Origin of the sequence: Bittarella massiliensis (ex Durand et al. 2017) (assembly GCF_009876955.1) — a bacterium.
In the GTDB taxonomy this organism is placed as follows: Bacteria; Bacillota; Clostridia; order Oscillospirales; family Ruminococcaceae; genus Bittarella; species Bittarella massiliensis.
In genome coordinates this window covers 176,233-202,231 of sequence record NZ_WWVY01000003.1, presented here as the reverse complement: position 1 = coordinate 202,231, position 25,999 = coordinate 176,233, and the positions used below count along the sequence as shown (strand labels likewise).

The window sequence follows — 25,999 nt, the reverse complement described above, 5'->3', positions numbered from 1 at the left end:
CCTCCGTTTCAGGGCATAAAAAATGCGGCCTGCCCGGTTTATTTGGGCAGGCCGCAATCCTTATGCAGTTTGTGATGCTTCCGTTTCTTTGGCTTTCCGCTTTTCCTGCCGGTAGAACTTCTCCCGGCAGGCGGGTTTGCAGAATTTAGCGTTGGGGCGGATAGACTGGAACGACTCTCCGCAGCACTGGCACACCAGCTGGTACGGTTCACCCGGAACGATCAGCCCTTCGGCAATCTTCTGTTTGCGCTCCTTCTGGCGCAGATATTTTTCATGGTCACGGATGCGCTTCTGGCGGCGCTTTTCCTCCGCAGCCAGTTCTTCCTCGGTGGGTTCGGGCATGGGCACTTCAAATTTCCCGATAAAGTTCAGGTAAATCTCGATTTCCTGAACCCGTTCCCCGGTGCTTCTGTCCGGGGCATGGACCAGAATCTTCTCCACAAATTCATGGATCATAGGGGCGGTCAGCTCGGTGAAATCTGTATATTTCTGTGCCAGCGCCAGAAAGTGACTGGCACGGTCCGTGTCCTCATGGAACTGGTTCAGCTGCGCCTGCTCGGAGGCAAGCAGCTGTTCCAGCTCGGCCTGTTCCTTCTCATATTCGGCACACAGCAGCTCGAACCGTTTTTCCTCCAACTTGCCCATGGCATAGGTTTCATACAGCTTTTTAATCAGCACGTCCAGCTCGGCGCTGCGCCTGCGCTCCTTGGCGACCTTGCGTTTCAGCTCCTTGGCTGCTTCCTGCTGGCGAACCTGTGAAATGCTGCGAACCTTCTGAATAAATTCCTCCCTGTTCTGGATGGCATAGCTGGCGGTAGTGCGGATGGTTTCCAGAATCAGGGCGTTCAGAGCCTTGGTGCTGACGCTGTGGGAAAAACACATCTGGGTTTCTCGTTCGATGGTCAAGCAGTAGGTGGAACAGTTATAGGTGTCGTTTCTGTACTCCTTGCCATCTGCCCGTGTGTGTTTGCCCCGGTGGTTATACATCTTTGCTCCGCAGTCGGCACAGAACACAAGGCCGGTCAGGGGATTGGCGACGCCAGTGGTATCTGTCCGGCGCACCGTCCGCTTCACCTGCTGGGCCAGCTGCCAGGTTTCCGGGTCAACAATGGCCTCGTGGGTATTCTCAAAAATCAGCCAGTCGGACGGGTCATTTTTTACCCGCTTATCCCGGTAGGACTTTTTGGAGGAACGGAAATTCACGGTATGCCCCATATATTCCGGTTTCTCCAACATGGAGCTGACCGTAAAGCCGTACCAGTCATAGGGGCGGCTGGTGTCCACGGTATTCTTCCGGCTGCCCCTGCCGTTGCGGGCCAGATAATAGGCGGGGCACTCCACCTTCTCGGCTGTGAGCATTTTGGAAATCTCATAGGGGCCGTGTCCCTCCACCGCAAGCCGGAAAATTCGCCGCACCACAGTGGCAGCTTCCTCGTCCACCAGCCAGTGGTCCTTGTCCTCCGGGTCTTTTTTGTAGCCATAGATGGCGTTGTTGGTGGTGGGCTTGCCCGCCTTGCCCTTGACACGGTATGCTGCCGAAACCTTTTTGGACTGGTCACGCAGATACCATTCGTTCATGATATTGAGAAAGGGTGCAAACTCGCCGCTGTCCTGTTCCTCGCTGTCAATGTTATTGGCGACAGCAACAAAATGAACCCCATTCTGCCGGAACATTACCTCGGTGTAAAAGCCGGTTTGCAGGTAGTTTCTGCCGATCCGACTTAGGTCCTTACACAGCAGATGGGCCACCTTGCCCGCCTCAATGTCCGCCACAAGGCGCTTCCATGCGGGACGGTCAAAGTTGCCGCCGGACCACCCATCGTCTGTGTAGTGGACGATATTGGTGTAGCCCCGCTGTGCTGCATAGCTTTCGAGATAACGTTTCTGGTTCAGAATGGAGTTCGAGTCGCCCGTGAGGTCATCGTCACGGGACAGGCGCTCATAGAGCGCAGTGATTTTTTCTTCCGTCTGTCTGTTTGCCATATCAGGCGCTCCTTTCAGACGGACGGCTCATTTGTGGCAGTTCCATTATACCACATTCCGGCTGATTTGCCAGCCCGTCGTTGCGGATCAGCCGCAGAATTTTATCTTCCATCGTTTCCTCGGCGGTTTCGCTGAGGTAGACACGAACTTTATAGGTGGTCTTGCCAATGTGCCGGGTCAGAAACACGGCGTTTTTATCTGCCATAGAACCTCTCTTTCTTGCGCTTTCGGCGCATCCGGTGTATACTGTTGTTATAGTTCCGATGTTTGTAACCTGCGATTATGTTACTTTTTTGTGTCAAGCCTGAACATGGCGAAAGCCCCCTTTCTCCTGTGTGAATGAGCGAATGTAACCCAAGTAACTTGTTTTTAGATTACTCTTTCACTAATAGGAGAAATCCGGGGTGCAAAACGGAACCATTTTTGAAAAATCGCAAAATATTTTTTTGAAAAGAGGTGGGGTCATGGCGTATCTGTCTGATGACGAGCTTCTGGATACCGAGGGTGGCTTCACCGGATGGGACGATGAGACAGGCGCTGGTGCAACGGAGGAAACGCTGGAACAGGCGCTTGCGGAAGAACGTCTGGCCGAGCTGGAAAGTGAGCTGGAGCAGGACGAGCATCCCATCGACTATGAAGCGGAGCTGGAGGACGAGGAAGAAGAAGCCGCCCCGGTCAACGAAAAGCGGCTGAAACGGGAGATTCGAGCGGAAGCTGTGCGGCGGCTGGAGGAAGCAGCACGCACGGAGAAGGATTTCCGGGCCGTGGTGGAGGAATGGAACAAGCTGGACCGGAACCGGGAGCGCCGGGAACGAGACCACGAAAACCTTCGTGGGGATGTGCCGCTGGAATATCAGGCGGTGCCGGAACCCAAGCTCATTCCCCGCTGGATGAACAATCCCGCATACCGGCAGCTGATGGCCGGGAACTTTCTGGACATCCTGTTTGACTGCCCCTATGAGATGCACAACCTGACCGCTGACGCCTTTATATCCCGCATGGTGGAGGAATTAAGCGAGGAACATAAGGAAGTCCTGTATTTCCTCTCTTTGCGGCTGTACAGCACCACCCGGCTTGCCGCTGTTCGTGGGCAGTCTGACCGCAACATTCGCAAACTGCGGAAAACCATCCACAAGAAATTGCAGCGCCAGATGTATGACCATCTGTGCGGCAAGCAGGAGCATGGCGGCAGCCTGACCTTGCGGGAACGCCAATTTTTGGAGGAATACTCGAAAATCGCAAGAAAACAGGGCAAGGACGCCGTGATCCGGCGGGAAAACAAGACCAAGCGCAGAAAAAAGAAAAACCGCCCCTGATAATTGGGACGATTAAGGAGAAAGGGCGTGTATGATGAAAAATTTGTTTGAACAGTCCCGTTCCCATTGGGTGCGGTACGATCACTACGAGCTGAAAACAGCGGAAGATGGCAAGCGGTACATCACCCCCGGCAAGAGTGCAAAGCCGGATGTCTACAATCCGCTGAAAGAGGTCCCCAACATTGTGCTGGATGCCCTGAATGTAGGGATGTTGATGATGGGACGCAAGCCGGAAGCAGAAGTGGAAAAGGCAGTGATGGAGTTTGTCACCCGGTACGGCCTGCTGGGGCTGATGACCGCCCTGCCCACCACGCCGTCTTTTATGGACTATGAGGCGGTGTACCTACCGAAAAACCACTTTATTAAGGAAGAATCCATGGCGACGGACAAATATCTGTCCCTGTTTTATCCCTTTGATCAGCTGGATTTGGTGAAGAAAGGCATTGAATCCACATGGAATGTGTCCGGTGACCGGACGATGGTTGCCCTGACCATGACCTTCATGGACGAGCCGATGGCGAAGAACATGAGCTTCCAGCGGGAATATGCGGAACCCTACGACTGGGTTGCCCAGCAGTTCAAAGATTGGGCCTTTACACTGACCACCGCCATTTTGTACTACAATGACTATGATTCCATTGACGAGGACGCACGGGGGCTGTATCGCAAGGCCATGGCTGCGTTCGGCGGGATTGCCCCCAGCTACCACATTGAGCTGTTGGATAAGCCCACCATCTATTGGGATTTCCATTCGCTGCTGCTGGGCATCCAGATGATGTTCAGCTTCATGCTGGTAGACGGTGACCAGCCCCTGCGCCTGTGCAAGCACTGCCAGAAGGTGTTCCTGGGCAGCCGGTCCAATGCCGCCTTTTGCAGCCCACGGTGCAAGAACCAGTATAATGTCTACAAGAGCCGGGGAAAGAACCGGACGGATGGAGGTGACGAGGAATGAGCGAGGAACAGGGACTGACCCCGTATGAAACCAGAGAAATCCTCTTTTACAAGACCGAAAACGGAGAAGTGCGGGTGGAAATCCTGCTCTTTCAGGAAAACCTCTGGCTGACACAGGCAAAAATGGCAGAACTGTTCGAGGTGCAGAAAGCGGCTATTTCCAAGCATCTGAAAAACATTTTTGAATCTGGAGAACTGAACGAGGATTCAGTTGTTTCCAAAATGGAAACAACTGCGGCGGACGGGAAACGGTATCAGACCAACTATTACAATTTGGACGCCATTATCGCTGTGGGGTATCGTGTGAACTCCAAAAAGGCGACCATGTTCCGCATTTGGGCGAACCGGGTGTTGAAAGAGTTCATCATCAAAGGTTATGTGATGGATGACGCACGGCTGCGGGAGCCGGAGAACTTTTTCGGCAAGGATTATTTTGAGGAACAGCTGGAGCGTATCCGGGACATCCGGGCCAGCGAGAGAAGATTTTACCAGAAAATCACGGACATCTATTCTCAGTGCAGCGCCGACTACGATGTGGAAAGCCCCATCACAAAGGAGTTTTTTGCCACGGTGCAGAACAAGCTCCACTATGCGGTCACCCATCATACCGCCGCCGAGATCGTATACGACCGTGCCGACAGCACCAAGCCCAACATGGGGCTGACCACATGGAAAAACGCCCCCAAAGGCCGCATCCGTAAATCGGATGTCACCGTCGCCAAAAACTATCTGAACGAAACGGAAATGCGAAACCTGAACGAGATCGTCACCATGTATCTGGACTATGCGGAACGGCAGGCCCGCCGGGGAAATGTCATGTATATGGCCGATTGGGTCAAGCGGCTTGACGCATTTTTACAGTTCAACGAGGAAGATATTCTGCATGATAAGGGCAAGGTGACCGCCGCTATTGCCAAAGCCTTTGCCGAGAAAGAGTTTGAAAAGTTCCGGGTATTGCAGGACAGAAGCTATCAGAGCGACTTTGACAGGCTGGTTGCGGAAACTTCGGATGATCTGACAGAATAACCATATACACAGAAAACCCACGCTTCCGGTTCTCTTTCCGGCTGCGTGGGCTTTTTCGGCCATCGCTTATTTCTTGTTTTGCAGCTGTTCATAGGCTTCCTGATGGACGATCAGCCCTGCCGAAAAGCCATACTTGAAATGGCTCTCACTTTCCTCGCATTGGGCGATAGCGTTCTGCGCCCGGAGTTCCTCCACCAGCGCATAGTCCTCTTTGCTGAGCCGCTGGGATAACTGCTCCATCAACGCTGCACAGGTTTGGATCGCCTTGTGGTATTCCGGGGACGTGGGTACGACTGTTTCACAGGGATAAAACTCTCCATTATACATGGCTTCTAAAATCATGGTGTTCCCTCCCTCAACAGTAGACCAGCTCAGCCAGGACAATTTCCTCGGCTCTGTTGTGGATGGAGTTCATGGAGCGCACCCATGCCATCTGGTCGGCAGCTTTCAGGGCTTCTGTGACGCCCTCTTGCTGCATCATGGATTTTTCAATGATTTCCAGCCGCTCCCGGCAGGCGATGTCGATTTCCTCCAAGTGGGGAAGCAGCTTTTCAGTGACAATGAGATCGGTATACAGAATGGGCCGATGTTCTTTTAAGTAGGCACGGCGCATCCGGCCATATTTCCCGATATGGTACTCTTTGGTGTCTGCTAACACAAGGTTGGGAATGAGATAGTCGCCGCATTGGGTGTAAGTCAGTTCCATACAAGGCTCCTTTCGTGAGAATGTGGTTGACAGTTACGGTAGGTTTGAGGGCATCCCTCCTTTATCATAACTGTCTTTTCATTCGCCACAAATGAGCCGCCAGTCATGATGTAATGTTTTTTGGTGTAATCCACCCTCTATACATTACATCATGGTTGGTAATGGAATTGCTTTCCCCGTCCAGGGCGTCGTCCTGACTCAAGCGGCAGTATAAAGCGGTGATCTTGTCTGGCTGCTGGTTCATTTGCTTCTCCTTTCTGTTCAGGCAGCCAAGTAAACGGTTGCCCTTATTATAACGCTCCGGTTTCGATTTTTCAGCTATGTCTCTGATTCTTTTTCCCGTAAATCCTTTTCCATCAGCCGCTTGAGTTTCTTCACGATCCCTTCCGAGCCTTTTTCCGCAAAGTGGGGAATGACCGTGTAGACGGTATTCCCCTCAAAGAAGGGATAGCTGCTGCCGCCAAGGTCAAAGTAAAACGCCCCGTCCCTGAAATGCTGCTCCATCCGTTCCCCAACAGCGGGGTCAAAATCTTTTAGCAGCTCATACAGCTTTTGTTCATCAATCATTGGCGCCCCTCCTTTTATCAGCCGGCATATTCAGGGTAATCACAGCCGGCCGTCCAAGACCCTGTTTCCGGCGGAAGATTAGGCCGCAGGATTCCAGTTCATGAAACGCCCGCATTGCCACCTGCCTGCTCCGTCGGAGTTTCGATTTAGCGTCCTCCACAGTGAAGTACAGGCGGATGGTTCCATCCGTTTCGATGTAGCCTTTCTTTTTGGAAATCCCCGCCCGGTCTAAAAGCAGGGCGTACAACACCTTGGCGTCATTGGATAAATCCATGGGGATAAGGAACCGTGGAAAAATGATGTAAGACGAAATATCGGTATCTGTCTTGTATGGAATCATAAATTCTCCTTTCTATCCATCCATCGCTGTGATAGATAGATTGATATTGACTGTTTTGTATTTAACTCTTTTTTATTAACTACCGTCTAAATCCGGGCGGTCAGAGAGGCAGGAAAACCACGGACTGAAAAACAGGATATAGACGTTCCAGAGCGTCAGCTTTGCCGTGTCCTGGAATCCCGAATACGGAAAATCCCAATACGGACGGTTAGAAGCTCGTTCTGGGCGGGTATAAGGGATTTATCCCTCTATCCCGTTGAACGGCGCTGACAAAGCCCGCAGAATCAAGGCTTTTTCGTCTCTAATTGTCCGCAGGCAGCCCGCCTTTTCCGGTCACTGGCTGTTTTTTGCCTGCGGTGAATGATAGCGGCGCAGGGCTTGCAGTATTTCGCCCGGTTGGAACCGGGAAGAAAGGTTTGTCCGCAGACAGCGCACCGTTTGTGTTCCTTCCGATAAAGCAAAGCAGTCGCCAGAGGTTCATCCAAAGGCAGGACAGCGGCACGGAACCAGTTGCATAGCAGAGAGTAGGAAATGCTTTGTATGCACACGCATTCTTCTCCATCGTCAAGAGCAAGGCAATTCCCGCTCTCATAATTGCAGCACTGATGGACCAGTTTTCTTGCCCTGCGGTACTGGGAATAGGTCATTATAGGGATTTTTTCTTTGATTTCTATCATCTCCTTTCAGACGGTCAAAGAATATCCCTCTAATATTCATTTCATTTTTGAGGGGTTTTTACGGGGGTTCAGCAGAAAAATTTAAAAATGCCTCTCTATTAGTCGTGACATTTTTAAGGGTATTTTTGTAGGTGTTTCCGCAAAAAAATACCATCATGGCTTTCATAAGCCATGATGGTATTTCTCAGATTTCAAATTTATAGCCGATACCGTAGACGCTTTTCACATAGTCCGGCACATCCGGCGCTACCTTTATTTTCCTTCGCAGGTTGCTGATATGATTGTTGACCGCCTTGCGGGAATAGTAGTTGTAATCCTCCTGCCAGACCAAGTCCAGAATCACTTCATAGGAGTACACGCGCCCAGGGTGCTGGATAAGTAGAGAAAAGATGTCAAATTCCTTGACTGTCAGCGAAATCACCTGGCTTTGCACTGTCACTAAGCGCTTCTCCAGGCAGAAGTACAAATCACCTTCCTGAATTTCCGTCAATGGCTGATCTGCCTGCGGAGAAATAAAATACTGGCCTCGAAAGAGTGTTGAGTATGGGACATCAGCCGGAAGATTGCCAGCCTCATAGTCACGAACAAACTGAGCCAGCTCCTTCTTTTGGCTGACAGAAAGCAGGGCAAACAGTTTTTCCCCAATTTGCCTGCCAGTTTCAGCTAAATCAAATACAGCTAATTTCCCATATCACCACCACCTAACCGTCATCAAATACCTTCTTTAACTTTTGAAAAGACTCTGCGCTGATTACATGTTCAATTCCGCAGGCATCTTGCTCCGCAGTTTTTGGATCTACCCCTGCCGCGATAAGCTGTTCTGTAAAAAAACGATGCTTTTCATAAATCTGTTCGGCAAACTGCAATCCCAATTCTGTCAGGGAGAGTGTGCCGTCAGCATTTTTTACAAGATGCCCGGATTTGGACAATTCCTTGACAGCCCGGCTTACAGAGGGCTTTTTTACTCCTAAATGCTCTGCCACATCCACACAGCGGACATAACCATGTCTTTTCTGCATCATCAAGACTGCCTCCAGATAGTCCTCCATTGCTGATGTCAAAGCCATTGGCACACCTCCCATCCAGAGTATTTTGGGTATTAGCTACCGTTATTTTGCCTTTACATTGGCAATCTCAATGAAAAGCTGGTCACTGCCGAAGCTGAAAGATTCAATCTTGTCGCTGTTAAATGCCGCATACTGATGAGCCGAAGTAAACGGAACCAGTACGGCCTGATCTGCTGTAAAGGTCAGCACCTCGTTATAGATTTCCTGCACACGATCCAGATCGGCGGTGCTGTCCAATTCCTTTATGATGTTTGTGCCATTTTCCATCGTCAAAGCAACCTGCCACAAAATCGGGTCGGACATCATCTCAGGGTTCATATTTGTCATGGTGAGGAACGGGTCATAGTAGCCACCGTAGGTTGTGTGGAGCGAGAAATCAAAATCGGTGGAAACCTGTGTAAACCAAGTCATATTGTCTGCACCGCGTGGCGTTACTTCAAAGCCTACTTCGCCCAATTCCTGCGCAATGACAAGGGCAGCATCATCCAGCGTTCCTTGATTGGTGATATAGTCCAACGTGACGCTCAATTTTGTACCATCTTTTTCTCGAATCCCATCTCCATCGCTGTCTACCCAACCGGCACTTTCCAGAAGTTCTGCGGCCTTTTCAGGATCATAGCTATAGGTAGTAGTTTCTACATCGCAATACGGCAGGGATGTATCAAGCAGATAGGTCGATGCTGTTTCCAGTCCAGAGAAAACATTGGAACTGATAGTTTCTTTATCAATCGCATAGGCAACTGCCTGACGAACAGCCGCATCGTTAAATGGGGCTTTCTGTGTGTTGAAACCAATAAAACGGCTATTTGAAACACTGTCGTCCACTGTCGTCCCAATTCCATCCGCAGAGGAAAGCTCGGTATAACCGGCAAAACTCAAACGGGATGTACCGGCAAGCAAATCTACTTCGCCGCTTTGAAGCGCAAGAACAGCAGATTCCGGATCAGCGATTACCTTTACGGTAAACTCGTCCACATCAGGCTCTTCTCCCCAATAGTTCGGATTACGGACAAAGGTATAAGAGGTTCCGTCACTGTCCCCGGCGTACATGTAGGGGCCGGTTCCCATTGTCTGGGTCATCAGTTCTTCTTTGGTGGTCAAATCCTCATTGAACGCATTGGGCGATACGATTCCCATTGGATTGCACATGGCAAGGTCACTTAAAACGCCGTAATACGGTGTTGTCAGGTGCAATGCGACAGTATACTCGTCGATTACTTCGATGGATTCCGTAAGAACACCGATCTTGCCAAACTGGGCAATACTCTGTCCCATATTGGAAAAAGCTGCTTCAATACTGGTCTTTACCGCCTCCGCATTGAAGTCGGCACCATCCGAAAACTTTACGCCTTCTTTGAGATGGAAAGTGTAGGTCAGGCCATCGTCGCTGATATCCCATGTTTCGGCAAGCCCGCCCTTAAATTCACTGCCTTCACGAACAACAAGCGTATCATAGCAGTTACGGGCATAATAGGTAAATCCCATCGTTCCGTTGGAACTGCCCGCAGATAGCGCGGGATAAAAACCTGTGGAAAAATCCCAGCTTTCTGTTGTTGTAATGCTTACCGGTTCTGCATTTGCTGCCTCCGAAGTGTCAGAAGTCGAGGAATCATCCGGCGTTCCGCTGTTTGTGCAAGCACAAAGGCCGAGAGCCATAACACCGGCCATCATCAGTGCTGCAAGTGACTTTAGTTTCATAACATTACCGTCCTTTCTTTGTTTTTGCCGTGTTTGTCACGGCATGAAGGTATCCCCGAAGGGGCTTCATAGATTTTTGTATATATCACGCCCTTTAGGAGCGCATATACCTGTTTTAAATCAAGTGGGAAGCCTGCAAAAGCTGTTTGGTATATGGATTTTTGAATACATCCAGATTTCCGCACCACCTGCGGCTTTCAATCAGTTTCCCATTTTGCATAACATGAATCTCGTCCGCAAGGTAAAGCGCGGCGTCAATTTCATGGGTAATGAAAAGATAACTGCATTGTTCTTCCTCCTGAATTCTTTTTAGCAATTCTAAAATGTTTTTTCGCAAGATGACATCTAAACCGCTGATGGATTCGTCAAAGACGATATAGCGCGGGGAAACAGCCAGAGCACGGGCAATCCCTACGCGTTTTTGCTGCCCGCCGGATAATTCCCCTGTTTTCTTTGCTGCCGATTCTTTGGGCAGTTCCATGCGGTCAAGCAATTCATAAACTCTTGACCGTTCCTTATCCTTCGGCAAGGCCAGCAGATTACGCAATGGTTCGGCAATCACCTGATAAACCGTAAAATGCGGATCAAGGGCGCTTTTTCCATCCTGTAAAACAAGCTGAATTGCTTTCGCTGTTTCTTTCCGGTTGTTTTTTCTTTTACGGGAAATCGGTTTACCATCCAGTAGGATTTGCCCGGATGAAGGGGATTCCAATCCCAAAATCAGTCGTGACAAAGTGCTTTTCCCACAGCCGCTTTCACCTACCAAAGCATAGATCCTGTGATCCGCCATAGACAGGCTCACATCGGAAACTGCGTCAAACAGCAGTTTATCCTCACCTTTGTATTGCTTACTTACATTTTTCACCTCCAGCACACACTCACCTCCACCCTAAATGGATTGCCTCGATCAGTTCTCTCGTATAGGCAGCCTGCGGATTTTGCAAAACCTCTTTAGCTCGGCCTTGTTCCACCATACGGCCTTCCTTCATAATCAGGACATGGCCACCGATATGCCGGGCAACGTCAAAATCATGGGTCACAATCAAAAGGGCGCAGCCTTGCTCCTGTAGATGCAAAAATTGCTCAACTGCTTTGTCCCTGTGAATCGCGTCTAAAGCGGTAGTCGGTTCATCTGCGATTACCAGTTTTGCTTTACCGGCAATCGCAAGAGCAATGAGACAGCGCTGGAGCATACCTCCCGAAAGCTGATACGGTCTGCTGCCTAAAATCCTTTTGGTGTCTGTAAGACCTGCCCGTGATAATGCCTGTTCATAAAGAGAAAGCGCGTCTTTTCCCTTCAGATCTTGATGAAGTTTGAGAAATCCAGCCATTTGAACGCCGATTTTTCTGGAAGGATCAAGGGATGTCATTGGGTTTTGCGGCATAAAAGCAATTTTGCTGCCATAGTAAAGTGTCCGTTCTTTTTCCTTTAACTGTAAAAGCGATACTCCATCAAACTGGATGTTACCGTCCACTTGAAAAGTGTTGCGGTTAAGCAGCCCCAGAATTGCCCGGCAGGTCATGGTTTTCCCACTTCCTGACTGGCCCAAAAGGACAGTTGCGCCTGCTTCCTCCAGCGAAATGTTAATATCTCTGACTAATTGCTGATGTGGATTTTTAAGCGCAATGCTAAGTTGTTCTACCTGCAACAGTTTTTTACTCATAACACATCCCCCTGTGGCTGGAGAATGTCTCGAAGTGCCTCTCCAAACAAATTGAAACCTGCGGCGGCGATGAAAATGCAGATACCAGGGTAAATAAGCAGTTCCGGGTGGGAATATAGTGCCGCCTGTGCTTCTTCCAGCATTGCGCCCCATTCAGCTGTTCCGCTTGGTAGCCCAAGGCCAAGGAACGAAAAGCTGGAAACAGTGAGGATAGCAGAAGCTACGCCTGTTGAAAAATACACCAAAAATTGAGGAAGTATATTGGGAATTAAATGGTGGATGATAAGCTGCCACATCCCGCAGCCAGACACTCTTGCGGCTACAATGTAATCCCGTCCGAGTTCCGTTTTAGCGTAGGTGCGAATAAGCTGCATAAACCTCGCCCACATGGAAATGACAACCGCCCATATAATATTTTGCAGGCCATTTCCCAAAACGCCGATAATCGCTACGGCGATAATGAGCGTGGGGAAAGCGATGAACACCTGACTGATTCCCGTCATAATGCGGTCAAATACCCCACCGATACACGCTGTCATCATCCCAAGAACTAAACCAATTCCTCCCAGCAAAATCAAAATAGGGAGCGCCAGCCCAAGGGATGCTCTTGCACCGTAAAGCAAGCGGGATAATTCACACCGCCCAAGCTGATCGGTTCCGAGGGGATAATTCGCACTCGGCGCTTGATATTTCATCAAAGGATTTACCTCGTCTGGCGAATGTGGAGCCAGAATTGGTGCGAGGATTGCGATGGCGCAAATCAATACAATCAAAACAAGCCCAATGACCGCTTGCGGATTTTTCAATATTTTACGCAACATCGCTCTCCTCCTTTCTCCACGGACACAGTAAATGGTTGAGTATTTCTCCAAATAATTCAGCCAAAAGATACAGCGTTGCAATAATCAGCATACAAGCGCCTATCGCATTGGCATCAGCGGCCATAATACAATTCATTAAATAATTGCCTACACCTTTGATGGAAAAGACTTTTTCAACTACGGCGCTTCCCGCAATTAAATAGCTTACATATTGACAGAACAAAGTGATAACGGGCGGCAATGCATTGCGTAATGCTTTTGTCCAAAGTATTCTGTTCACCGTCATTCCATTGGCACGGGCAAAGCTCACATAATCACGGTGCATTTCCTCCAGCAACGAAGCCCGAAATACGCGGACAGTAGAGCAAATTACAGGAAAGGATAGTGTGATGGATGGTAATATCAACCCTACGATTCCCGGTGCAGGTGTTACACTGAAAATAGGGATTTCCACAGCAAAACCAAGCAATAGTAAAAAACCAAGCCAAAAAGGTGGAACACAAATCCCAAACAGCGAAATAATCCGCATAATATGGTCAGTTAGCTTATTCTTTTTTGCTGCGCATAAAACCCCAAGCAATATGGAAAACACAATAATTTCAGCCAGTGAAAGGACAACTAATTGCAGTGTTTGCGGGAAATATCTTGCCAAATCTTCCGCCACTTCGTTTGTTGAAAAAACAGATTCTCCGAAGTCACCGTGAAAGATCCCGCCAATCCAGTTAAAATATCGAACAGGGAGAGGCTGATCCAAGCCAAGCTCTGTGCGTACCTGCGCTATCATTTCCGGTGTAGGAGAGAGATTGCCACGGCGTATAATATAAACGGCTGGATCTGTGCTGGATAGCGCAGTCAGAACAAAACACAGAACACTTACGCCCAAAAGCAAAATCAGTAACCGTACAATCCGTTTTATCCAATAAGATTTCATCTTTTCCCTCCTTTCCCGGTTAATCCAAGCTAACTATGCTGTAAAGATTACTGCGGCAGGCGGCATATTGCCCGCCGCAGTCCACAAATCACTGTGCAAGTTTCCAGTTCCGTACTTTCTGCCGGATATTCCAGAAGTTTTGATAGATTCCTTTTTGCTGAATCAAATCGGCATGAACACCTTTTTGTGCGATTTTTCCGTTATCCACCACTAAAATCTGATCGGCATCCCGGATGGTAGACAGCCGGTGGGCAATAACAATCAGCGTTTTGTTTTTTACTAAGGCGCTGATGGCCTGCTGCAAATGCACTTCATTTTCGGGATCAACACTGGCAGTAGCTTCATCAAGTAAGATAATCGGTGCATCTTTTAGCATGGCACGCGCGATAGAGATTCGTTGCTTTTCACCGCCGGATAAAGTAGAGCCGCCTTCTCCGATGACCGTATTGTATCCGTCTGGAAGCGCTGTGATAAAATCATGGCAACAGGCTTTTTTCGCGGCCTCCACAACTTGTTCATGTGTTGCTTCCGGGAATCCGAACTTGATATTATTCTCGATGGTATCGCGGAATAGATAGACATTCTGAAACACCATGCTCATATTCTTTAATAGGCTGTCGCAGGTAAACTCTTTGACATCGTGGCCACCAACGGTAATACTGCCGTCCTGTATATCCCAAAACCTGGCAATCAGTCGCGTAATCGTAGTTTTTCCGCTACCAGAAGGGCCGACAATCGCAGTCATACTTCCCTGCGGAATGGAAAAACTCACGTCGTTCAAAATTGGATTGCCATTCTCATAAGCAAAGGAAACATGGTCAAAGGCAATATCAAAGGAATCCAAAGAGATGTCTTTGCCATTTTCATCAATTCTCTTTGCCTGCTTGATACGTTCTACCCGGTCAAGCGTGGAATCCAGCATACGAATTAACGTAGTCATCTGTCCCATGACCTCAAGGGGATTGAAGATGGTAAACGAGGCAAGCAGAATAACGGAAAGTCTTGCAAAGGTGAGTTCACCGCCAATAGCCAAGAGTCCTGCACAGAACATCATAATGCAGGCGCAAATGCGAAACACCAAAGAGTAGCTCATGTTCAGCGGTGTAAACACGCTTTCTACTTCATAGGCAGAATCCGCATTTTTTTCGTAAGCGTTTTCAATCTCGCTGACATTCTTTTCACACATATTAAAGGATTTAATCACCGAAATCCCCTGCACATATTCCAGAGTGGCCGCAATCGCGTCCGCCTGAATTGTTTGCCGTTTTTCGGACAGATCCTTTCCTTTTTTCTGCATATAATTGTAGACCGGGAAAGAGAGAAAAATCCCCAGCAGGAATACAATTCCAATGCGCCAGTCGAAGGTCAGAACGCAAATCGCCATAACAATCATGGTCAAAACGCCAGATGTCACTTTGTCCAGAATATGCATGGAGTAGTTCTCCAGATAATTCAGGTCAGAGGTCATGGTGGCGGTCAGCTCGCCCATGCTGTGGTCGTGAAAAAAGCCCATCGGTACATTGCGGAGCCGGTCGCCCAAGGAGATTCGTTCCCGTGCCACAAATTCAAATCCTGCGGTGCTTTGCAGGCGATACACGAGATATTTGAAAATGCTGCGCAGCACAAGTCCTCCTATAATCAGGGTAAGAACGATACCCCAAGTTTGGCCGGTAATTTCAAGGCCACTTTGTAATTGGTTTAATACGAAAAATACGGCAACAATTGGCAGCAGGCCAAACATGGATTCCAAAAAGCCGCAGAAAAAGCTACCCCAAATCCTTTTTGACAGGTTGCCGCTCAAACGCAATACGCGACGGATGATTTTCAGCATGATTCACTCACCTCCTGATTCATACTCCAGTCCATTGTGCTGATATGGGCTTTCCACATATCCAAGTAGGTTTCCGAACTGGTAAGAAGCTGCTCATGTGTGCCTCGTGAAGTAATCTGACCATCTTCAAGAACCAAAATCTGATCTGCATACATGATAGTAGAAAGCCTATGGGCGATAACGATCAGCGTTTTACCTTTTGTCAGCTTATCAATGGAATGCTGCAATTTATCTTCATTTTCCGGATCTGTGAAGGCAGTCGCCTCGTCCAGAATCACGATAGGTGCATTTTTCAAGATCGCCCTTGCTATGGCAAGACGCTGGCGCTCACCACCGGAAAGCCTTGCCCCGGCGTCACCGGCATTCGTATCGTAACTTTTGGGGAAACGTGCAATAAATTCGTCACATCCGGCCTGTGCAGCCGCCCACTCCACTTCCTTGTCAGTAGCCTCCGGTTTTCCAATACGAATGTTGTCACGCAAGCTCATATTAAATAAGAAATTGTCCTGAGATACAAAACTGATTTTCTCTGTCAAATCGGAAAGGGAAAGTTCCCGGACATCCGTGCCGCCTACCAAAACCGCACCTGCATCGACATCCCAGAAACGGGCGATCAGCTTGGCAAGCGTAGATTTGCCTGAACCGGATGGCCCCACCAAAGCTGTGACCGTTCCCGCCTTTGCTGCAAAGGAAACGCCATGAATGACCTCACTGTCTCCATATCCGAAATGAACATCTTTCAGCTCCACATTCGCTCCGGTACTATGTTTTGGCTGTGTCGGCTCTGGCAGTTCCTCCATATCAAGAAGCGCTTGGATACGGGGTTGTACCTCTGCAACAACAGCAGTACTTTCCCAGAAATCCAAAAAGGTCTGTAAGGAACCTACAATAGCCATAGAAAGCAAAATGCACAAAATGAGTTCGGATAGGCTAACTGCACCGCCAGAAAAAAGCGCCATGCCAACCGGCAGGACAAAAGCGATAGAGGATGGTAAAACGGCCTGACTGATACTCATAAAAGGCCAGCAGTGTCTGTACCATTTTGTTGTTACATCCCGTACTTTCAAAACAGAGGATTGAAACCGATCCATGGATGAGGCCGTTTGGTTAAATGCTTTGATGACCTCCATACCGTTCACATATTCCACTATCGTGGCGTTCATATTGGCATTGGAAGCCATGTACTCCTTCATCATTTCGCCCCGGCCAATCAGCATACAGTAATAAATCACATTGCCAATAACGCCGGTGGCAAGAGCCGCCAGAGCCATGCGCCAATCAATCAAAAGCAGATATAAAATGACAAGGACAGGCACCAGTGTACTTGCGATCATCTCAGGAATCGCATGGGCAATAGGTACTTCCAAACGATCTGCATCGTCCATGATAAGCTGCTTAAATTCACCGGAAGATTTACTCTGTACCGTACCCATAGATACTTTGGACATCTTTCGCATAACAGTAACACGGATATTTTTAATAATTTCATAGGCCACTTTGTGGGAGCACAAGGTAGATTTGGCATAGAGCCAATGTTTTAAGAAAAATCCGCACAGGGCAATTACAGGAAGCAGCACCGCCCATTCCATCGTCAATCTGCCTTCCAGTGCAGATTGAAGTAGCACTGCTACCGCAATATACGGAACAATTCCGAATATAGAAGATAAAACAGACAGAATAACGGAAAATGTTAGTTGTTGCTTTTTTTCACTGGCAAAGCGGAAAATCCCTTTGTAGGGAGACTCATGCTTCGCTTTTTCTTTCTTCATATCGTTTCACCTGGCTTTCTTTTGAGGAATATATTCTTTCAAATACATAATTAGTGTATCAGAATGCTTCCCGCTTTTGTAACCGAATCCGACAATTCCATACCCCTATCCGGCGGATCATCCTCACACCTTGATTTTTTCCATGCACTATGGTAAAATTACGATTGGTTAGTTATTGCTAACTTGCTAAGATGAAAGGGGGCGCACATGGTATGCCTTCAACTATACATACACCGATTTGCATACAACACGATCTTCCAATTTCAGAGAGTGTCCTGGAAAAAGCGTTTACTTCAAATGATAAGTATCCGGGACACTGCAACAAAGTTGCAAACCAACGGGTTGATATGCAGGAACTGTCGCCGGGGCTGTTTCTTCTCCACTCGGAGATGACATTTGACCGAGGGACAGAGCTGCGCGAAGAATACCCTGAAAGTGGAGTTTTTCAACTCTCCTTTTGCCTGAATGGTTGTATGGAATGGGATTTTGATGTAAGGAAAAATGGACATTATGAGATTTCACCCACAGAGTGTAGCCTTCAGTGTGGGCGTTTTTCCAGGTGCTCCAGCTACTATAAGCCGGGAGAAACATATCGCACCCTTGGCATTGTCATGGAAAGGAATCGGTTTGCAGAATTGACAAAACAGTTGGAAACTGTCCATTTGATTTGCCCGGAACAGAAAATCTGTTCCCATGTGTTTCCTACTACATCCGAGATTCGATTGGTGCTGCAACATCTTGTCGATTGCCCTCCGGAACGGAAATTGAGGAAAATATACTTGGAAGGGAAAGTTTTGGAACTTTTGTCCCTGTTCTGCGATGAAGTCGTTGGAAAACAGAGTGGGGATAAAGAAATCTCAAGAGAAGATTATCGTTGCCTACAGAAAGCAAGGGAAATGATCGACCATCATTTTCTCCATCCCCTTACCATCCAGCAGATCGCCCAGGAGTGTTTTTTAAGCGAAACGAAGTTAAAGCAGGGCTTCAAAACCTGTTTCAACTGCACCGTCTATGAATATATCGTGGAGAAACGTATGGAGATGGCTTACAGGCTTTTGCAGAAAGAGAAGTATAAGGTGAAAGACGTTGTATGGATGGTAGGATATACCAACGCAAGCCATTTTATCGACGCTTTTAAAAAAAGATATGGCGTTACGCCCGGAGAAATTTAAGTTCCTACTCTGCGGGAAAACTTCGGAGAATCGGCACTTGCCAATCTTTCGCATCATGTTAAATTAGGAGAAAAAATATGTCTTTCTTTCAAAACACCTGCAAACCAAAAGGATTCGCCGGGAAGATCATGGTCAATATGATGAACACCGGCCATGCCGCACTTGCAGAATGGGGCTTGACGCACATAAAAATCCGCGACGATGATTTCTGTCTGGATATTGGCTGCGGTGGAGGGGCTAACCTCAAACGCCTTTTGGGAAAAAGTTCAAATGGACACATAACTGGCGTTGACTACTCCGAAGTTAGTGTTCAGAAGTCGAAAAAACTTAATCGGGCAGCAATTCAGGAAGGCCGATGCGAAGTTTTGCAAGGCAATGTTATGAATCTGCCGTTTTCAGAAAACACTTTTCACTTGGTAACTGCCTTTGAAACAATCTACTTTTGGCCCGGTATTCAAGTTGCTTTTCAGCAAGTATATCGTGTGCTTAAAAATGGAGGAACTTTCCTGATATGCAATGAATCCAATGGGAAAAATACAAAGGACGAAAAATGGACAGATATAATCCACGGCATGACAATTTATACTTCCGAGCAGATTGAGAAAGAATTGGAAAATGCTGGGTTTTCAAAAATTCAAGTAGAGCAAAATGAGAAAGGTTGGCTCTGTGCGATTTGCAAAAGAGATAATTGAAAATATGATCATACAAAAAAGGTACGTCAGCATACTACGCTAACGTACCTTTTCATTTTTCCTCAACTTTATTATTTTCACAGATTGGCAAGCAATGCAAACATGTACATGTTTGCGATTTTGGCGGGTTTTCTACCCGCCAAAACGCTTGTTGAGGGATAACCCCCAAGCCCCAAGATCGTCCCATTCGGTGACGGCTACGCGTCCTGCGGACGCTGAAAATTTGAAATAAGCAAAAGAAAAACTCTATGCAAATAGTTTATCCATTCACATAGAGTTTTCTTATTTCCCGTTCACTTGGCATAGGTCAATATTTTTGCAATACTTCTTTATGATCCCCTGCCTTTGGAAGCGCTCCCTTTTTTGACGGATCTGACCGGCGGCTATTTTCTCTTTCGGTAGAAGAGAAAGGAGATCACACTCAACAGGGCGATGAGAACAGCCGCCAGGCCGATAAAGCCCAGGACCGACAGGGCGGAGACAGAGCGGGCGGCAAGTACCATAAAAATCCCTCCTCTACGGCGCTGGCCCAAACATGGGCGAAGTCTTCTGTTCACCCCTATCATACCCGGGCCGGGGGCGGCCGACAAGGGGGGAAGGGCAATCGTTAGAGGGGCGCAAAACAAACTTCATCACTTCGTCATTTTCGGAGAAAAAACAGCCGGTTTCCGGCAGACAGAAAAGCCCCCGCTCTCTCGCGAGCGGGGGCCGATTGCCTGTTTGCAGAGGGCGCTCAGACGGGTTCGGGCTCGTCCTCCCCGTCCAGGTCCAGTTTGACGTAGTGGCGGTACAGGTCGCGGTAGCTGTCGTTTTCCCGGTCGTTGATCAGGCCGATGGCGACAGCCGCCAGGGCGATGACGATGAGCAGTTTCAGCAGGCCTTTCACAGGTATGTCCTCCCTTTTGGCCCGGGGCGGCAGAGCGCCCGGGGCGGTTGAGTCGCGCCGTTTGGTCCAGTATACACCCTAGAGGCGCAAAAATTCAATGTCGCAGAAGCCGTCGGTGCGGTAGACCGAGGCGTTTTCCCGCTCCTCCACCGGGGAGACGGTGCCGAAATGGGCCATCTTGGGGTTTTGGCAGCAGATGTACAGGTTCCCCTTCATCACCGTGGTCTCGTCCAGCTGGTGGGCGCCGTAGAGCCGCTCGAAGAGCCGCTCGGAGAGGAGGAAGGTACACCCCCAATAGACCCCGATCTCGTTGTAGCCGCCCTGGGTGAGGGGGGTGAAGTCGGCGCAGATCTCCCGGGTCAGGTCGTCGACGATCTCGGCCCCGTCGCAGAGGGTGGCGAGGAACCCGCCGTAGATGTCGCAGGTGACGTTGATGTAGTAGCGGCTGGCCTGGGGGAAGGGATCGAGGGAGAAGGAGGCGCAGCAGTTTTGGAAGATGTCCCCTTCGTCCCGCTGGATGGGGATCAGGTCGGGATTTTCAAAGACGGCGTGGTTGACGTAGAGGCCGGCCCCTGCAACCGCGGCCAGACGGGTGTGCATAAAGGGCTTGAAAGAGCCCTTTTCTTGGGGAAAGTCGGTGGGATAAACGGCGGGCAGCATGTCGAAAGCCGGCATGGAGTCCTGCAAAACGGCGGTGATTTTCACAGGGCAAAGTCCCCCTTTGAACGATTTTGGAGCGGCGGGGCGCCTTCCCCGCGCCGCAAATACCCTTACAGTATAGCACAATTCCCGCCGAAAAGGGGGAGAATGCCGCGGCGGATACAAAAAAGCCGGTTGTCTTTTGGGACCCCAGCGTGGTATGATGGGGGCGGACAGAGGGCGTTGCCCCCTGCCCCATCACAAAAAAGAGGAGAGCTGTTTTTTGAAGCGTTCCAACCAGTCGGAGATTGCGCCAAACCGGGAGGTTTGCGCAAACTGATCTCCGCGATCCTCCCGACAGAGCGACCCCGCTTTTAGGAGGAGTTTCCATGAATCGCGAAAACAAGAGAAGACAAAAAGACCCAGGGTATTACCGGACCCACCGCTGCGAAGAGGTCTTTACCTGCAAGGTGTGCGGCCGCCAAGTGGTGCCCGAGGGGGCCGGCAGCGGACACCGCAACCACTGTCCCAACTGCCTGCACAGCCTGCACGTCGACGACCGGCCCGGCGATCGGGCCGCCTGCTGCGGCGGGATCATGGAGCCGGTGGGCGTCTGGGTGCGGAAGGGCGGCGAGTGGGCGGTCATCCACCGCTGCCGGCGCTGCGGACATCTCTCGTCCAACCGGGTGGCGGCCGACGACAACCCCATGAAGCTGATGTCCATCGCCCTCAAGCCCCTGGCGCTGCCCCCCTTCCCCCTCGAGCGGGTGGAGGAGCTCACCGCCCTGATGGGCGGCGAGGGCAGTTTGAAAGAGTAGGAACTGCAAAAAAAGCGGCGAGCATGCGCTCGCCGCTTTTTGGCGTCTCTTGGCAAATCAGCCCACCAGGACCTTGCCCTCGGGCATGACCTGGTTTTTTTTGCGCCCGCCCCGGCCGGAGGCCAGGGAGATGGCGAGGGAGGCGGGGCCGACCCGGCCGATGAACATGGTGAGCATGGTGATGATGTGGGTGAGGGCGTTCCCCTCGCCGGTGAGCCCGTCGGAGAGGCCCACGGTGCCAAAGGCCGAGCAGGCCTCAAAGATGGCGTTGATGGGGGTGTTGAATGTGCTGCGGGGGATGGAGTAGAACATCACCGAGGAGGTGATGAAGGCCACCACTAGGGCCAGCGCGGAGATGGTGAGGGCTTTGTAGACGGTCTTGTGGTCGATGCGCCGCTTGAGGATGACGGTGTTCTCTCGCCCGGAGGAGAAGCTGAGGATGGTCATGACGATGACGGCGAAGGTGGTGACCTTGATGCCGCCGCCGGTGGAGGCGGGGCCCGCGCCGATAAACATCAGGATGCTGGCGACCAGTTTGGTAAAGCCCGACATGGCGTTGAGGTCGATGGAGTTAAAGCCCGCCGTCCGGCAGGAGATGGACTGAAAGAGCCCGGCCCCCAGCTTTTCGGGGACGGAGAGGGGCCCCATGGTGGAGGGGTTGTTCCACTCCAGCACGCAGAAGAGGAGGGTCCCCAGCAGGATGAGGAGGGCGGTGATGAAGAGGACGATCTTGGTGTGCAGCCGCAGTTTTTTGGTGTGCCGGAGACCGTAGAGGTCGGCCCAGACCAAAAAGCCCAGGCCGCCGATGACGATCAGGGCGCTGATGGTGCCGATGACGATGGGGTCGCCGGTGTAGTGGATCAGGCTGCTGTAAGCCCCCTCGTGGCCCAAAATGTCAAAGCCCGCGTTGCAGAAGGCCGACACCGCCAGGAAAAAGGCGGTCCACAACCCCTGCAAAAAGCCGTAGCGGGGGATAAAGCTGAGGCAGAGCAGCAGGGTGCCGCAGCCCTCGATGAGCAGCGAGGCCTTGACCACCATCCGCACCAGGTGGGGCAGCCCGCTGACCGAGGGGGCGCTGATGGACTCCTGCGCCAGGGACATGTTTTTGAAGCGCATCTTCTTGCCCACCGCCACGCTGAAAAAGGTGACGAAGGTGATGAGACCCAGCCCACCGATCTGAATCAGGCAGAGGATGACCAGCTGCCCGAAAAAGCTGAAGTGCAGGTAGGTGTCCACCACGATCAGCCCGGTGACGCAGGTGGCCGAGGTGGCGGTGAACAGGGCGTCCAAGAAGGGGGTGAACTCCCCGCTGCGCGAGGAGAGGGGCAGACAGAGAAGCAGCCCCCCCACGGTGATGACCAGCAGGAAGCTGGCGACGATGATCTGGGTGGGGGAGAGTGGTTTCTTGACCTTTTTTTCTACCGTTTGTTCCGACATGACAGCAATCTCTCTTCTCTTTCAAATTTTTGCCTATCGAACCACTGAAACGGCGCCCGAGGCGGGGGCGAAATGGGCCGCCCCCGCCGGAGCGAACTACCTATTAGTATAGCAAATCCCCATTTTCTTTACAACAAGTTTAGGCTTCTTTTTCTTCTCTTAACGCTTTCTTAACGCCCCATTCGAGGCGGGGCGGGCATTGCTTTTGGGCGGCGGGTCTGCTATAATAATGTGCAGCCGACCGACTCGCAGTACAGGCCGGACGGCCGTTCACACCGGCGCTTGTAACTCAGCTGGATAGAGTGCATCCCTCCTAAGGATGAAGCCGGGGGTTCGAATCCCTTCAAGCGCGCCAGCGGCAGGCTGCCGCACCCAAGTTGCACACCTCACTTGGTGGGGTGTGTTTTCTTTTGCGCATGCGCCGAAGCGGGCATCTTTTTGCGGGCACTTCCCCCCAGGCGGGGCCTGGAGCCAATTCACGCTCTGGACTTTTTTGAAGCAGGCGCCCGCGCGGAACGCGTTTTTTTGCGGCGCAAACCCCATCGTTCTGGGGTTGGGGGCAACTCGCCTTCTGGGCCCAGCTTTTTATTTTGCCTGTTTTCCCGCGTTTGTGGCTGGGGGGCTTTTGGGCGGCGCAAGCCCAGCGGTCAGTCGCCGTTTTCAAGCCCTACACCGCCCGCCGTGGGGGGCTTTTTTGGCCCCTGCCGAACGGTTTTTAAAGGCCCGGGGCAAACCCAGCGCCCGGGGCCTTTTTTTCGTAGGCGCGGGCCCGACCACCGCCCCTGAAAACGGCCTTGCGCCGCCCTGCGCCGGACGGCGGCGCTTTGCTTTTTGGCAGGGGGTATGCTATAATGATGGCAATTTATTGGCAGGACCCGCCGCCCCAGCGCCCGCTTGCCGGGGAAGGCGGGGGCGGGTCCACCCCATTCCAACACCGCTCTCTTTTAAAAGGAGGAGTTTTCGTGCAGCGCATTCCCGACCGCGTGGTCATCAAGGTGGGGACTTCCACCCTTACATACAGCACCGGCCACCTGAACATCCGCCGCATCGAGGCCCTGGTAGAGGCCATTTCCGACATCAAAAATTCGGGCAAGCAGGTGATCTTGGTCTCCTCCGGCGCCATCGGCGTGGGGATGAGCAAGCTGCAGATGCGCGACCGACCCACCGACATCCCCTCCAAGCAGGCGGCGGCCGCGGTGGGGCAGTGTGAGCTGATGTACATGTACGACAAGCGCTTTTCCGTCTACAACCACGTGGTTTCCCAGGTGCTTTTGACCCGGGACATCATCGACCAGGACGAGCGCCGGCACAACGCCCGCAACACCTTGAACCGGCTGTTGGAACTGGACGTCATCCCCATCATCAACGAAAACGACACCATCTCCACCGACGAGATCAAGTTTGGCGACAACGACGCCCTCTCGGCCATGGTGGGGGAGCTGGTGGGCGCCGACAAGCTGATCATCATGTCCGACATCGACGGCCTGTTTGACAAGGACCCCCGCCAGGACCCCACCGCCAGGATCATCCGCCGGGTCGAGAAAATCGACGAGCAGGTGCGGGCCATGGCCGGCGGGGCCGGCAGCCGCCGGGGCACCGGCGGCATGATCACCAAGATCCACGCCGCCGAGATCTTCACCGCCACCGGCGGCGACATGGTCATCATCAACGGCGACAACCCCCGGCTCCTCTACGACGTCTTTGACGGCAAGCCGGTGGGCACCACCTTTGTGGGACAGGAGGGAGAGAAATGACCGATTTGACAGTGCTCGGCGGCCGCGCCAAGGCGGCTGCCCGCGAATTGGCCCTGCTGGACAGCGGGGAGAAAAACCGGCTGTTGGCCGCCGTGGCCCAGCAGGTGCGCGACGACTGCGCCGCCATCCTGCAGGCAAACGGGGAAGACGTGGCCGCCGCCCGGGAGGCGGGGATCAGCGAATCCCTCATCGACCGGCTGCTCCTCAACGAGCAGCGGGTACTGGCCATGGCCGACGCGGCCGAACAGGTCGCGGCGCTGCCCGACCCGGTGGGCCGGGTGCTGGGGGGCCAGCGGCTGCCCAGCGGGTTGGAGATGACCAAGGTCTCCACCCCCCTAGGGGTCTGCGGCATCATCTACGAGGCCCGCCCCAACGTCACCCTGGACGCGGCGGCCCTCTGCCTCAAGTCCTCCAACGCGGTCATCCTCAAGGGCGGCAAAGAGGCCCTTCGCTCCAACCGGGCCGTCGTCGCCTCGGTGCGGACGGCCCTGGCCGCCGCGGGGCAAAACCCCGACTTCGTCCAGCTCATCGAGGACAGCGCCCGCGAGACCACCAGCGCCTTTATGAAGCTAAACGGCTACCTGGACGTGCTGATCCCCCGCGGCGGCGCGGGGCTGATCCGGGCGGTGGTGGAAAACGCCACCGTCCCGGTCATCGAGACCGGCACCGGCAACTGCCACATCTACGTGGAGGGCACGGCCGACCTGGAGATGGCCGCCGACATTGCCTACAACGCCAAGGTCTCCCGCCCCTCGGTCTGCAATGCGGCCGAGACCTTTTTGGTGGACCGGTCGGTGGCCGCCCAGTGGCTGCCCGTGATCGCCGGGCGGATGGACGCCTCTCCCCGGGTGGAGATCCGCGGCTGCCCCGAGACCTGCGCCATCCTGGGCGGGCGGGCCGTTCCCGCCGTCGAGAGCGACTGGGAGAGCGAATTTTTGGACTACGTCGTCGCAATCAAGGTGGTGGACGGCTTTGAAGAGGCTGTCTCCCACATTCAGCGATACACCACCGGCCACAGCGAGTGCATCGTCACCCGGGACTACGAGAAGAGCCGGGCTTTCTGCCGCCGGATCGACGCGGCGGCCGTCTATGTCAACGCCTCGACCCGCTTTACCGACGGCGGGGAGTTCGGCATGGGGGCGGAGATCGGCATCTCCACCCAGAAGCTGCACGCCCGTGGGCCCATGGGGCTGGAACAACTGACCACCCACAAGTACATCCTGCAGGGTGACGGCCAAATTCGATAGGAGCTGA

Annotated in this window: 28 protein-coding genes, 1 tRNA gene and 1 pseudogene; 9 read left to right on the top strand and 21 right to left on the bottom strand. The window is 51.7% G+C overall.

The genetic code is table 11. The features are described 5' to 3' along the window. Nucleotides 1–60 precede the first annotated feature (60 nt). Nucleotides 61–1,983, bottom strand: a complete 1,923-nt coding sequence (locus GT748_RS04825; RefSeq protein WP_014078520.1) for a recombinase family protein — start codon at nucleotides 1,981–1,983, stop codon at nucleotides 61–63. A 1-nt stretch (nucleotide 1,984) separates the two neighbouring features. Beyond that, nucleotides 1,985–2,188, bottom strand: coding sequence for a transposon-encoded TnpW family protein (locus GT748_RS04820; RefSeq protein WP_002595096.1), 204 nt, complete (start codon nucleotides 2,186–2,188; stop codon nucleotides 1,985–1,987). A gap of 199 nt (nucleotides 2,189–2,387) precedes the next feature. Between GT748_RS04820 and GT748_RS04815 the strand changes: the two genes are divergently transcribed. The 3 genes from GT748_RS04815 to GT748_RS04805 are packed head-to-tail and all read left to right on the top strand — an operon-like array spanning nucleotide 2,388 to nucleotide 5,276. Next, nucleotides 2,388–3,299 carry a hypothetical protein gene (locus tag GT748_RS04815; protein WP_007885060.1) on the top strand — a complete coding sequence of 304 codons (912 nt, stop codon included), beginning with the start codon at nucleotides 2,388–2,390 and terminating at the stop codon, nucleotides 3,297–3,299. Nucleotides 3,300–3,330: 31 nt separating this feature from the next. Beyond that, nucleotides 3,331–4,251 (top strand): hypothetical protein, encoded by a 921-nt coding sequence (locus tag GT748_RS04810; RefSeq protein WP_007885059.1) that lies wholly within the window; start codon nucleotides 3,331–3,333, stop codon nucleotides 4,249–4,251. Beyond that, entirely contained in the window at nucleotides 4,248–5,276 is a 1,029-nt protein-coding gene (locus tag GT748_RS04805; protein ID WP_007885054.1) for a virulence RhuM family protein, read from the top strand. The genes GT748_RS04810 and GT748_RS04805 overlap by 4 nt, the downstream gene beginning before the upstream one ends. A gap of 66 nt (nucleotides 5,277–5,342) precedes the next feature. Here the strand turns inward: GT748_RS04805 and GT748_RS04800 are convergent, their stop codons facing one another. The 16 genes and pseudogenes from GT748_RS04800 to GT748_RS04735 form a co-directional block, all read right to left on the bottom strand. Continuing rightward, complete coding sequence (locus GT748_RS04800; protein WP_007885051.1) at nucleotides 5,343–5,618, bottom strand: DUF6809 family protein; 276 nt, start codon at nucleotides 5,616–5,618, stop codon at nucleotides 5,343–5,345. Nucleotides 5,619–5,631: 13 nt separating this feature from the next. Then, on the bottom strand, nucleotides 5,632–5,982 hold the full coding sequence (locus GT748_RS04795; RefSeq protein ID WP_007885050.1) for a TnpV protein: 351 nt from the start codon (nucleotides 5,980–5,982) through the stop codon (nucleotides 5,632–5,634). Nucleotides 5,983–6,136: 154 nt separating this feature from the next. Next, a pseudogene (locus GT748_RS16085) lies at nucleotides 6,137–6,226 on the bottom strand (recombinase family protein); the annotation flags it as partial. Between the two features lie 74 nt (nucleotides 6,227–6,300). Beyond that, nucleotides 6,301–6,549 (bottom strand): hypothetical protein, encoded by a 249-nt coding sequence (locus tag GT748_RS04790; RefSeq protein ID WP_161213333.1) that lies wholly within the window; start codon nucleotides 6,547–6,549, stop codon nucleotides 6,301–6,303. Then, complete coding sequence (locus GT748_RS04785; protein ID WP_161213334.1) at nucleotides 6,542–6,889, bottom strand: replication initiator protein A; 348 nt, start codon at nucleotides 6,887–6,889, stop codon at nucleotides 6,542–6,544. The genes GT748_RS04790 and GT748_RS04785 overlap by 8 nt, the downstream gene beginning before the upstream one ends. Nucleotides 6,890–7,173: 284 nt before the next feature. Next, nucleotides 7,174–7,536: a cysteine-rich VLP domain-containing protein gene (locus tag GT748_RS04780; RefSeq protein WP_438819366.1), complete on the bottom strand. Its 363-nt coding sequence runs from the start codon at nucleotides 7,534–7,536 to the stop codon at nucleotides 7,174–7,176. A gap of 214 nt (nucleotides 7,537–7,750) precedes the next feature. Further along, entirely contained in the window at nucleotides 7,751–8,056 is a 306-nt protein-coding gene (locus tag GT748_RS04775) for a helix-turn-helix domain-containing protein (protein WP_368034008.1), read from the bottom strand. 211 nt (nucleotides 8,057–8,267) lie between these two features. Next, nucleotides 8,268–8,633, bottom strand: coding sequence for a metal-dependent transcriptional regulator (locus GT748_RS04770; protein WP_161213336.1), 366 nt, complete (start codon nucleotides 8,631–8,633; stop codon nucleotides 8,268–8,270). 42 nt (nucleotides 8,634–8,675) lie between these two features. Next, entirely contained in the window at nucleotides 8,676–10,331 is a 1,656-nt protein-coding gene (locus tag GT748_RS04765) for an ABC transporter substrate-binding protein (RefSeq protein ID WP_161213337.1), read from the bottom strand. Between the two features lie 4 nt (nucleotides 10,332–10,335). Beyond that, nucleotides 10,336–10,413, bottom strand: a complete 78-nt coding sequence (locus GT748_RS15940) for a hypothetical protein (RefSeq protein ID WP_368034023.1) — start codon at nucleotides 10,411–10,413, stop codon at nucleotides 10,336–10,338. Nucleotides 10,414–10,446: 33 nt separating this feature from the next. Continuing rightward, entirely contained in the window at nucleotides 10,447–11,205 is a 759-nt protein-coding gene (locus tag GT748_RS04760) for an ABC transporter ATP-binding protein (protein ID WP_161213338.1), read from the bottom strand. Nucleotides 11,206–11,209: 4 nt separating this feature from the next. Continuing rightward, entirely contained in the window at nucleotides 11,210–11,995 is a 786-nt protein-coding gene (locus tag GT748_RS04755; protein ID WP_161213339.1) for an ATP-binding cassette domain-containing protein, read from the bottom strand. Beyond that, the gene (locus GT748_RS04750) at nucleotides 11,992–12,816 is read right to left on the bottom strand and encodes an ABC transporter permease (RefSeq protein WP_161213340.1); all 825 of its coding nucleotides are present in this window, start codon (nucleotides 12,814–12,816) and stop codon (nucleotides 11,992–11,994) included. Before GT748_RS04750 ends, GT748_RS04755 begins: the two co-directional genes overlap by 4 nt. Beyond that, entirely contained in the window at nucleotides 12,806–13,747 is a 942-nt protein-coding gene (locus tag GT748_RS04745) for an ABC transporter permease (protein WP_161213341.1), read from the bottom strand. Before GT748_RS04745 ends, GT748_RS04750 begins: the two co-directional genes overlap by 11 nt. 88 nt (nucleotides 13,748–13,835) lie before the next feature. Beyond that, the gene (locus tag GT748_RS04740) at nucleotides 13,836–15,578 is read right to left on the bottom strand and encodes an ABC transporter ATP-binding protein (protein ID WP_161213342.1); all 1,743 of its coding nucleotides are present in this window, start codon (nucleotides 15,576–15,578) and stop codon (nucleotides 13,836–13,838) included. Continuing rightward, a complete protein-coding gene (locus GT748_RS04735) occupies nucleotides 15,572–17,347 on the bottom strand; it encodes an ABC transporter ATP-binding protein (RefSeq protein WP_161213343.1) in 1,776 nt (591 codons plus the stop codon). Before GT748_RS04735 ends, GT748_RS04740 begins: the two co-directional genes overlap by 7 nt. Before the next feature lie 212 nt (nucleotides 17,348–17,559). Between GT748_RS04735 and GT748_RS04730 the strand changes: the two genes are divergently transcribed. Further along, the gene (locus GT748_RS04730; RefSeq protein WP_161213344.1) at nucleotides 17,560–18,519 is read left to right on the top strand and encodes a helix-turn-helix domain-containing protein; all 960 of its coding nucleotides are present in this window, start codon (nucleotides 17,560–17,562) and stop codon (nucleotides 18,517–18,519) included. 77 nt (nucleotides 18,520–18,596) lie between these two features. Continuing rightward, a complete protein-coding gene (locus GT748_RS04725; RefSeq protein ID WP_161213345.1) occupies nucleotides 18,597–19,211 on the top strand; it encodes a class I SAM-dependent methyltransferase in 615 nt (204 codons plus the stop codon). Nucleotides 19,212–19,944: 733 nt separating this feature from the next. Here the strand turns inward: GT748_RS04725 and GT748_RS04720 are convergent. Together GT748_RS04720 and GT748_RS04715 are read right to left on the bottom strand one after the other, a co-directional pair. Then, a complete protein-coding gene (locus GT748_RS04720; protein WP_021657930.1) occupies nucleotides 19,945–20,097 on the bottom strand; it encodes a hypothetical protein in 153 nt (50 codons plus the stop codon). A gap of 78 nt (nucleotides 20,098–20,175) precedes the next feature. Next, nucleotides 20,176–20,802, bottom strand: a complete 627-nt coding sequence (locus tag GT748_RS04715) for a hypothetical protein (protein WP_021657931.1) — start codon at nucleotides 20,800–20,802, stop codon at nucleotides 20,176–20,178. A 323-nt stretch (nucleotides 20,803–21,125) separates the two neighbouring features. Between GT748_RS04715 and GT748_RS04710 the strand changes: the two genes are divergently transcribed. Next, complete coding sequence (locus GT748_RS04710; protein ID WP_021657933.1) at nucleotides 21,126–21,554, top strand: RNHCP domain-containing protein; 429 nt, start codon at nucleotides 21,126–21,128, stop codon at nucleotides 21,552–21,554. 57 nt (nucleotides 21,555–21,611) lie between these two features. Here the strand turns inward: GT748_RS04710 and GT748_RS04705 are convergent, their stop codons facing one another. Beyond that, nucleotides 21,612–22,991: a TrkH family potassium uptake protein gene (locus tag GT748_RS04705; RefSeq protein ID WP_161213346.1), complete on the bottom strand. Its 1,380-nt coding sequence runs from the start codon at nucleotides 22,989–22,991 to the stop codon at nucleotides 21,612–21,614. Between the two features lie 278 nt (nucleotides 22,992–23,269). Here GT748_RS04705 and GT748_RS04700 point away from each other — a divergent pair. The 3 genes from GT748_RS04700 (at nucleotide 23,270) to GT748_RS04690 (ending at nucleotide 25,992) form a co-directional block, all read left to right on the top strand. Beyond that, a tRNA-Arg gene (locus GT748_RS04700) sits at nucleotides 23,270–23,346 on the top strand. 607 nt (nucleotides 23,347–23,953) lie between these two features. Continuing rightward, on the top strand, nucleotides 23,954–24,745 hold the full coding sequence (gene proB / locus GT748_RS04695) for a glutamate 5-kinase (RefSeq protein WP_044991703.1): 792 nt from the start codon (nucleotides 23,954–23,956) through the stop codon (nucleotides 24,743–24,745). Beyond that, nucleotides 24,742–25,992, top strand: a complete 1,251-nt coding sequence (locus GT748_RS04690) for a glutamate-5-semialdehyde dehydrogenase (RefSeq protein WP_021657938.1) — start codon at nucleotides 24,742–24,744, stop codon at nucleotides 25,990–25,992. Before proB ends, GT748_RS04690 begins: the two co-directional genes overlap by 4 nt. Nucleotides 25,993–25,999 lie beyond the last annotated feature (7 nt).

What these genes read in the sequence shown, in the direction of transcription:
- GT748_RS04825 (WP_014078520.1), bottom strand. Translation starts at nt 1,983, where the DNA reads ATGGCAAACAGACAGACGGAAGAAAAAATCACTGCGCTCTATGAGCGC.
- GT748_RS04820 (WP_002595096.1), bottom strand. Translation starts at nt 2,188, where the DNA reads ATGGCAGATAAAAACGCCGTGTTTCTGACCCGGCACATTGGCAAGACC.
- GT748_RS04810 (WP_007885059.1), top strand. Translation starts at nt 3,331, where the DNA reads ATGATGAAAAATTTGTTTGAACAGTCCCGTTCCCATTGGGTGCGGTAC.
- GT748_RS04805 (WP_007885054.1), top strand. Translation starts at nt 4,248, where the DNA reads ATGAGCGAGGAACAGGGACTGACCCCGTATGAAACCAGAGAAATCCTC.
- GT748_RS04800 (WP_007885051.1), bottom strand. Translation starts at nt 5,618, where the DNA reads ATGATTTTAGAAGCCATGTATAATGGAGAGTTTTATCCCTGTGAAACA.
- GT748_RS04795 (WP_007885050.1), bottom strand. Translation starts at nt 5,982, where the DNA reads ATGGAACTGACTTACACCCAATGCGGCGACTATCTCATTCCCAACCTT.
- GT748_RS04790 (WP_161213333.1), bottom strand. Translation starts at nt 6,549, where the DNA reads ATGATTGATGAACAAAAGCTGTATGAGCTGCTAAAAGATTTTGACCCC.
- GT748_RS04785 (WP_161213334.1), bottom strand. Translation starts at nt 6,889, where the DNA reads ATGATTCCATACAAGACAGATACCGATATTTCGTCTTACATCATTTTT.
- GT748_RS04780 (WP_438819366.1), bottom strand. Translation starts at nt 7,536, where the DNA reads ATGACCTATTCCCAGTACCGCAGGGCAAGAAAACTGGTCCATCAGTGC.
- GT748_RS04770 (WP_161213336.1), bottom strand. Translation starts at nt 8,633, where the DNA reads ATGGCTTTGACATCAGCAATGGAGGACTATCTGGAGGCAGTCTTGATG.
- GT748_RS04765 (WP_161213337.1), bottom strand. Translation starts at nt 10,331, where the DNA reads ATGAAACTAAAGTCACTTGCAGCACTGATGATGGCCGGTGTTATGGCT.
- GT748_RS04755 (WP_161213339.1), bottom strand. Translation starts at nt 11,995, where the DNA reads ATGAGTAAAAAACTGTTGCAGGTAGAACAACTTAGCATTGCGCTTAAA.
- GT748_RS04750 (WP_161213340.1), bottom strand. Translation starts at nt 12,816, where the DNA reads ATGTTGCGTAAAATATTGAAAAATCCGCAAGCGGTCATTGGGCTTGTT.
- GT748_RS04745 (WP_161213341.1), bottom strand. Translation starts at nt 13,747, where the DNA reads ATGAAATCTTATTGGATAAAACGGATTGTACGGTTACTGATTTTGCTT.
- GT748_RS04740 (WP_161213342.1), bottom strand. Translation starts at nt 15,578, where the DNA reads ATGCTGAAAATCATCCGTCGCGTATTGCGTTTGAGCGGCAACCTGTCA.
- GT748_RS04735 (WP_161213343.1), bottom strand. Translation starts at nt 17,347, where the DNA reads ATGAAGAAAGAAAAAGCGAAGCATGAGTCTCCCTACAAAGGGATTTTC.
- GT748_RS04730 (WP_161213344.1), top strand. Translation starts at nt 17,560, where the DNA reads ATGCCTTCAACTATACATACACCGATTTGCATACAACACGATCTTCCA.
- GT748_RS04725 (WP_161213345.1), top strand. Translation starts at nt 18,597, where the DNA reads ATGTCTTTCTTTCAAAACACCTGCAAACCAAAAGGATTCGCCGGGAAG.
- GT748_RS04710 (WP_021657933.1), top strand. Translation starts at nt 21,126, where the DNA reads ATGAATCGCGAAAACAAGAGAAGACAAAAAGACCCAGGGTATTACCGG.
- GT748_RS04705 (WP_161213346.1), bottom strand. Translation starts at nt 22,991, where the DNA reads ATGTCGGAACAAACGGTAGAAAAAAAGGTCAAGAAACCACTCTCCCCC.
- GT748_RS04690 (WP_021657938.1), top strand. Translation starts at nt 24,742, where the DNA reads ATGACCGATTTGACAGTGCTCGGCGGCCGCGCCAAGGCGGCTGCCCGC.